The organism is Streptomyces durocortorensis (assembly GCF_016901035.1).
In the GTDB taxonomy this organism is placed as follows: Bacteria; Actinomycetota; Actinomycetes; order Streptomycetales; family Streptomycetaceae; genus Streptomyces; species Streptomyces durocortorensis.
On the sequence record NZ_JAFEUF010000322.1, the window covers coordinates 1 to 6,595 of the forward strand.

Here is a 6,595-nt window from a genome sequence, read left to right on the forward strand (position 1 = left end):
GCCCCGGACCCTGCCGGCGTGGCCCGATTCCTGCGAACCATGTCCTTCAGGCCACTCGTAGCGAAAGCCGCAGGCCAAGAAGCTGGTCCACGTGACCGAGACCATCGAAAGCGCAGCCCGGGACGACGACCGGCGGCAGCCACGCGAAGCGCGCCCCCGCCGCCCCCCCCCCCCCCGGGCGTGGCTCGTCGCCGCCGTCACCTTCGTGACGATCATCGGCGGCGCGGCCTTCAACTCCCTGCCCGGTCTGCTCATCGACCCGCTCCACCGCGAATTCGGCTGGTCCCGCGGGGAGATCGGGCTCGCGGTCTCCATCGACATGGCGCTGTACGGGCTGACCGCCCCGTTCGCCGCGGCCCTCATGGACCGGTTCGGCATCCGGCGGGTCGTGGCGAGCGCACTCACCATGGTGGCGGCCGGGGCGATCGCCGGCGTCTGGATGACCGCCTCCTGGCAACTGATGATCTACTGGGGCCTGTTGGTCGGCCTCGGCACCGGATCCATGGCGATGGCGTTCGCCGCGACCGTCACCAACCGCTGGTTCGTCGCCCGCCGGGGCCTGGTCACCGGCATCCTCACCGCCGCCGGGGCCTCCGGGCAACTCGTCTTCCTCCCGCTCTGCGCCTGGATCATCGACGAACACGGCTGGGAGCCCGCCTCGGTCACCGTCGGACTGGCGTCCCTCGTCGTCGTCCCGTTCGTCTGGCTCCTGATGCGCGACCACCCGGCCGATGTGGGGCTCGCCCCTTACGGCGGTACGTACGTGGAGAAGCCCGCCCCCGCCAGGGGCGCCGCGCGCCGGACGGTGCGGGTGCTGTTCGACGCGGCCCGCACCGGCCCGTTCTGGCTGCTCGCGGGCACCTTCGCGATCTGCGGGGCCTCCACCAACGGCCTGATCCGCACCCACTTCGTCCCCTTCGCCCACGACAACCACATGCCCATCACCGTGGCGGCCTCGCTCCTCGCGGTGATCGGGGTCTTCGACATCATCGGCACGATCTTCTCCGGCTGGCTCACCGACCGCTTCGACGCCCGCAGGCTGCTCGCCGTCTACTACGCGCTGCGCGGGATCTCGCTGCTGTTCCTGCCGCTGCTGATCGGGCCCGACGTACAGCCGCCGATGATCTTCTTCATCGTGTTCTACGGCCTCGACTGGGTGGCCACCGTCCCGCCGACGCTGGCGCTCTGCCGCGAGCAGTACGGCGACGACAGTGCGATCGTCTTCGGCTGGGTGCTGGCCTCGCACCAGGTGGGCGCGGCGGTCGTCGCGTTCCTCGGCGGAGTCGCGCGGGACGTCCTCGGCAGCTACGACGTGGTCTGGTACGCGGCGGGGGCGCTGTGCGCGATGGCGGCCCTGATGTCCCTGGTGATCCGGCGGGCGAGCGCGGCTCCGGAGGCCGCTAGCGGCTGAACCGGCCGAACGCACCCCGGTGGAACAGCAGCGGCTCGCCCTCCTCCGCCGCGCCCAGCGCCTCCACCCGGCCGACCACGATGAGATGGTCGCCGCCGGTGTGGACGGCGTGGATACGGCAGTCGATCCAGGCGGGTACGGAGTCCAGCAGCGGTGATCCGGTCGCCGGGGCGTCCCCGTAGGCCACCCCCGCGAACTTGTCCGCCCCGCTCACCGCGAACCCCCGGCACAGCGCGCCCTGTTCGGCCCCCAGGATGTTCACGCAGAACGCCCCGGCGCGGGCGATGCGCGGCCAGGTCGTCGACGTACGGGCGACCATGAAGGACACCAGTGGCGGGTCCAGCGAGAGCGAGGCGAAGGACTGGCAGGCGAATCCCGCCGGCCCGTCCGCGTCGCACGCGGTGACCACGGTGACGCCGCTGGCGAAGTGGCCCAGTACGCGCCGGAATTCGCCCGGCGCGACCGGCAGCCGCTCGTCGTCCCGGACGGCTCTCAGGTCCGGCCGGGGCAGGGCCCCGGCCGGCGCCCCCGGTGCGGCTGTCGTGGCGGCGCCGACGGACCTGAGGTACCGGACGGCGGTGGCGGCCATGCCTGCGTGTCCCATCACGTCCTCCATTAGAACTGACGGATCGTCAGATGTGAAGGCGTCGGGGGCTTCAGCGGCCCTCGTACGTCGGCGGCCGGCGCTCGACGAAGGACGTCACGCCCTCGTTGGCGTCCCGCGTGGTCATGTTGATCTCCTGGGCCGCCGCCTCGGCCGCGAACGCGCCTGCCCGGTCGCCGTCCAGCGAGGCGTTCACCAGCTGCTTGGTCAGGGCGAGGGCCCGGGTGGGGCCCGCCGCCAGCCGGGCCGCCCACTCCTTCGCCAGGGCCTCCAACTCCGCTGCCGGGACCGTGCGGTTGACCAGGCCCAGCCGCTCCGCGTCCGACGCCGCGAGGGCGTCCCCGAAGAACATCAGCTCCTTCGCCCGCTGCGGGCCCACCAGCCGGGGCAGCAGATACGCGCCGCCGCCGTCCGGGACGAGCCCCCGGCGTACGAAGACCTCGACGAACGTCGCCGTGTCGGCCGCCAGGACCAGATCGCAGGCGAAGGCCAGGTGTGCGCCGATGCCGGCCGCCGTTCCGTTGACGGCGGCGATCACCGGCTTCTCGCAGTCCAGCACGGCGGCGATCAGCCGCTGCGCGCCGAGCCGGATCGTGCGGGAGACGTCCCCGGGGACGCGTTCGCGGGTCGGGGCGGGGGCCCCGCGCAGATCCGCCCCCGCGCAGAAGCCCCGGCCGGTGGCGGTGAGCACGACGGCCCGTACGGCCGGGTCGGCGGAGGCCTCGGCCAGCAGGGCGATGATCCGCTCCCGCTGGTCCCAGGTGACCGCGTTCATGGCCTCGGGCCGGTTGAGGGTGATCCACGAGACGCCGCCGTCGAGGGCGTGCAGGACGGTGGCCGGTGCGGGGGCGGGGCCTGCCGTCTCCGGACTCGGGCCTGCTGTCTCTGGACTCGGGCCCGCCGCCTCCGGTCCCGGGCCCGCCGCCTCCGGTCCGGCGTCCGGTGCGCCCGTGCGCGCCCGCTCCTCCGGCCCGGCACCCGCCGCCCCGCTCACCGGCACACCGCCAGCGCGTCCAGGGCCACCGCGCCCTGGCCGCGGCCCAGGACCACCAGCGGGTTGATGTCCAGCTCCGTCAGGTCGTCGCCCAGCTCCAGGGCCATCCGCTGCACCCGCAGCACCACTTCCACCAGCGCGTCCACATCCACCGGGGCCCCGCCGCGCACCCCCTCCAGCAGGGCCCGGCCGCGCAGTTCGCCGAGCATGTCCCGGGCGTCCCGCTCGCCGAACGGCGGCACCCGGACCGCCGCGTCGTGCAGCACCTCCACCAGGACCCCGCCGAGCCCCACCGTGACGGTCGGGCCGAACAGGGCGTCGTGGGTGACCCCGACCATCATCTCGACGCCCCGGTCGATCATCTGGCAGACCAGGACGCCGTCCAGGTCCACCGATTCGTACCGGGCGATGTCGGTCAGCTCGCGGTAGGCGTCGCGGATCTGGCTGGCCGAGGTGAGGCCGACCTTCACCAGGCCCAGCTCCGTCTTGTGGGCGAGCCGGGGGCCGGAGGCCTTCATCACCACCGGGTAGCCGACCGGCCCCGCGGCCCGTACGGCAGCCGCCGCGCTGGTCACCAACTGCTCGCGCGGCACCCGGATCCCGTACGCGCGCAGCAGCTGCTTCGCCGCGTGCTCGCTGAGCTGCCGGCCCGGCCGCAGCAGGTTCTGCGCCTTGCGGAAGGAGGGGGACGGGGTGCGCGGGGCGTCCTCGAAGGGGGAGCGGTAGCGGTCGGTGAAGCGGTGGTGGTCCAGGTAGGCCTTCACGGCGGTGACGCAGTTGCGTGCCGTGCGGAAGGTGGCGAGGCGCGAGGAGCCGAGCAGGGTGGTGCGGTAGGCGTCCTCGGTGCCGACAGGGGAGCCCCAGATCACGCAGACCAGCTTGTCGGTGGCCTCCGCCGCGTCCGCCAGGTCCTGGGCGAGCCGGTCGCTCATCGGGGGGAACGGGCCGGTGATCGGGCAGATCAGCACCCCGACCGCCGGGTCCGCGAGGATCGCGTCGATGATCTTCCGGCCGCGCGCGTCGCCGACCGGGTGGCCGCCGTTGTCGACGGGGTTGGCGACGTTGAGGTACTCCGGTATCCAGGTGTGCAGTTCGGCCTGCTTGGCGGGGGAGAGCGCGGGCAGGGTGAGGCCCGCCGCCGTCGCCAGGTCGGCGAAGTGCGCGCCGGTGCCGCCGGAGATGGAGTAGACGGCCACCCCCTCGGCCTGCGGCGGGCGGGCCCGGGCCAGCAGGGCGGCGGTGTCCTGGAGTTCGTCCAGGCCGTCCACCCGGATCACGCCGAACTGCCGCATCGCCGCGTCCACCACCTGGTCCGCCCCGGTCAGCTTCCCGGTGTGCGAGGCGGCGGCCTCGGCCCCGGCCTCCGTGCGGCCCACCTTCACGGCGACGACGGGGACCTTGGCGCGGGCGGCCCGGTCGGCGGCGAGCAGGAAGGAGCGGCCGTCCTTGAGCCCCTCGACGTAACAGGCGACCGCCCCGACCTCGGGGAGCTGGGCGAAGTACGCCAGGAAGTCGGCGGTCTCCAGATCGGCCTCGTTGCCCGTGGGGGCCCAGTGGGAGAGCCGGATGCCCAGTTCCTGGAGGGCGTGGAGCGGGCGGCCCTGGTGCCCGGACTGGGTGATCAGGGCGATGGCGGGGCCCTCCAGGTCGTCCCGGAACCGTTCGAAGGCGTTCAGGTTGGTGTTGGGCCCGAGCAGCCGCAGGCCGGAGCGTTCCACGGCCGCCGCCAGCCGGGCCTGGGCGGCGGCGCCTGCCTCCCCGGTCTCGGCGAACCCGGAGGCGAACGCGACCGCGAAGGGCACCTTGGCCTCGCCCAGCTCCTCGATCACCGGGAGCGGGTCCGCGACCAGCAGAACCGCCAGGTCGACCGGCTCGGGGAGCGCGCCGACCGCCGGGAAGCAGGCGAGGCCGAACACGGACGTGCGGGTCGGGTGCACCGGGTGCAACCGGGCCCCGACCCGTTCGGACCAGGCGATCAGCTGCCGGGTGATGCCGGTGTTGGGGCGGCCCTCGGCGTCCGAGGCCCCGACGACGGCCACCGAGCGGGGCCGGAAGAAGCGGTCCAGGTCGGGCACGGCCAGGTGCAGCGGTCGCCCGCTGACGTCGAGGCCGCCCTGCCGTGTGGCGGTGGGCAGGCTGACGACGGAGGCGTGCGGCTCCTCGCCGCAGGCCACCACCCGGGCGCGGAAGTCGGTGGTGAGGGTGCCGTGAGTCGATCCAAGCATCGTTCCGCCCACTCCTGCTCGATGGCCCGCCGGGCAACAGGCGGGGCCGGCCGGTTAGCTGACACCCTGTCAGGTTACTGAACTGACGCTCCGTCAGGAATGGGTGTGCAGGCAAAGGCTCGTGCGGGCGTCGACGGGCGTGCGGGCGAAGCCTCGCGCGGTCATGCAGGGCGATTCCATGGCGTAGGGTGGTGTTCACCGACGCGGGGTGGAGCAGCTCGGTAGCTCGCTGGGCTCATAACCCAGAGGTCGCAGGTTCAAATCCTGTCCCCGCTACTGAAGAAGTACGCGACCGAGGCCCGGATCCACGAGGATCCGGGCCTCGGCCGTGTTCGTCCCCCGGCCGGCGCCGGACGCTCGGACATCCCTCCCGGACGCTGAGCCATGGGCGGGGACCGCCCCGCCGCGCGAGGCTGGTGCCATGACTCAGACAGACGCGACCACAGCAGCGACCTCCGCGCAGGGCCCCGTACTCGTGACGGGTGGCACCGGCAAGACCGGCCGCCGGGTGGTGGCCCGCCTCCGCGGGCTGGGGGTGGAGACCCGGGCCGCCTCGCGCTCCGGGGACACCCCGTTCGACTGGTCGGACCCCACCACCTGGCAGGCCGCCCTGGACGGGGCCGTCGCCGTCTACATCACCCCGCTCGACACCACGCCCTCCCCGACGCCCGCCTTCGTCGAACAGGCCGTCGCGAGCGGGGTGCGGCGGCTGGTGCTGCTCTCGGCCCGGGGCACGGACGTGCCCGGCTACTTCGGCCCCGCCTACGAGGACGGCGGGCCGCACGGCGAGGGCGAGCGGGCGGTGCGCGCCTCGGGGGTGGAGTGGACGATCCTGCGGCCGGGCTGGTTCTCCCAGAACTTCAGCGAGGGCGTCTTCCTCGACGGCGTACGCGACGGGGAACTGGCCCTGCCCACCGGGGACGGGAAGGCCGCGTTCATCGACGCCGACGACATCGCGGACGTGGCCGTCGCCGCGCTCACCGAGGACGGCCACGCGGGCGAGGAGTACGGACTCTCGGGCCCGCGCGCGCTCGGCATCGCGGACGTCCTGGACGAGATCGCGAAGGAGACCGGGAAGCGCGCCGCGTACGTCGCCGTCGACCCGTCCGCCTTCCGGGCCGGGCTCGTCGCGGACCAGGGCTTCACGGACGAGGAGGCCGGCCTCTGGACCGACGCGCTGGAACCGATCACCACGAGCCGGGAGGCACCCGTCCTGGACGGCGTGCGCCGGGCGCTCGGCCGGGAGCCGCGCGACTTCGCCGACTTCGTCCGGGAGGCGGCGGTGCGGGGGGTCTGGGGCTGAGGGCGCCGGGGTCCTCGGCCCGGCCCTCGCCTCGGCGGCCACGCCCGTCACTCTGGGG

The 6,595-nt window shown here is 74.0% G+C and carries 5 protein-coding genes and 1 tRNA gene; 3 read left to right on the plus strand and 3 right to left on the minus strand.

Translation table 11 applies throughout. From position 1 onward, the window contains the following. The first annotated feature begins 91 nt into the window (after positions 1–91). Complete coding sequence (locus JS521_RS32635) at positions 92–1,411, plus strand: MFS transporter (RefSeq protein ID WP_205086512.1); 1,320 nt, start codon at positions 92–94, stop codon at positions 1,409–1,411. On the opposite strand, the gene JS521_RS32640 is transcribed toward JS521_RS32635, so the two are convergent. The 3 genes from JS521_RS32640 to JS521_RS32650 all read right to left on the minus strand — a co-directional run bounded on the left by JS521_RS32640 (position 1,401) and on the right by JS521_RS32650 (position 5,234). Further along, positions 1,401–2,000: a flavin reductase family protein gene (locus tag JS521_RS32640; protein ID WP_205086516.1), complete on the minus strand. Its 600-nt coding sequence runs from the start codon at positions 1,998–2,000 to the stop codon at positions 1,401–1,403. The two genes, JS521_RS32635 and JS521_RS32640, sit on opposite strands and share 11 nt — an antisense overlap. Before the next feature lie 67 nt (positions 2,001–2,067). Next, positions 2,068–3,015, minus strand: a complete 948-nt coding sequence (locus tag JS521_RS32645) for an enoyl-CoA hydratase/isomerase family protein (protein ID WP_205086513.1) — start codon at positions 3,013–3,015, stop codon at positions 2,068–2,070. After that, the gene (locus tag JS521_RS32650; protein ID WP_205086514.1) at positions 3,006–5,234 is read right to left on the minus strand and encodes an acetate--CoA ligase family protein; all 2,229 of its coding nucleotides are present in this window, start codon (positions 5,232–5,234) and stop codon (positions 3,006–3,008) included. Before JS521_RS32650 ends, JS521_RS32645 begins: the two co-directional genes overlap by 10 nt. A 202-nt stretch (positions 5,235–5,436) precedes the next feature. Between JS521_RS32650 and JS521_RS32655 the strand changes: the two genes are divergently transcribed. Further along, positions 5,437–5,510, plus strand: a tRNA-Met gene (locus JS521_RS32655). A 145-nt stretch (positions 5,511–5,655) separates the two neighbouring features. Next, on the plus strand, positions 5,656–6,537 hold the full coding sequence (locus tag JS521_RS32660; RefSeq protein ID WP_205086515.1) for an NAD(P)H-binding protein: 882 nt from the start codon (positions 5,656–5,658) through the stop codon (positions 6,535–6,537). Positions 6,538–6,595: the final 58 nt, after the last annotated feature.

Bases quoted from the DNA above. Each gene is read 5' to 3' on its own strand.
- JS521_RS32660 (WP_205086515.1), top strand. From the start codon at position 5,656: ATGACTCAGACAGACGCGACCACAGCAGCGACCTCCGCGCAGGGCCCC.
- JS521_RS32640 (WP_205086516.1), bottom strand. From the start codon at position 2,000: ATGGCCGCCACCGCCGTCCGGTACCTCAGGTCCGTCGGCGCCGCCACG.
- JS521_RS32650 (WP_205086514.1), bottom strand. From the start codon at position 5,234: ATGCTTGGATCGACTCACGGCACCCTCACCACCGACTTCCGCGCCCGG.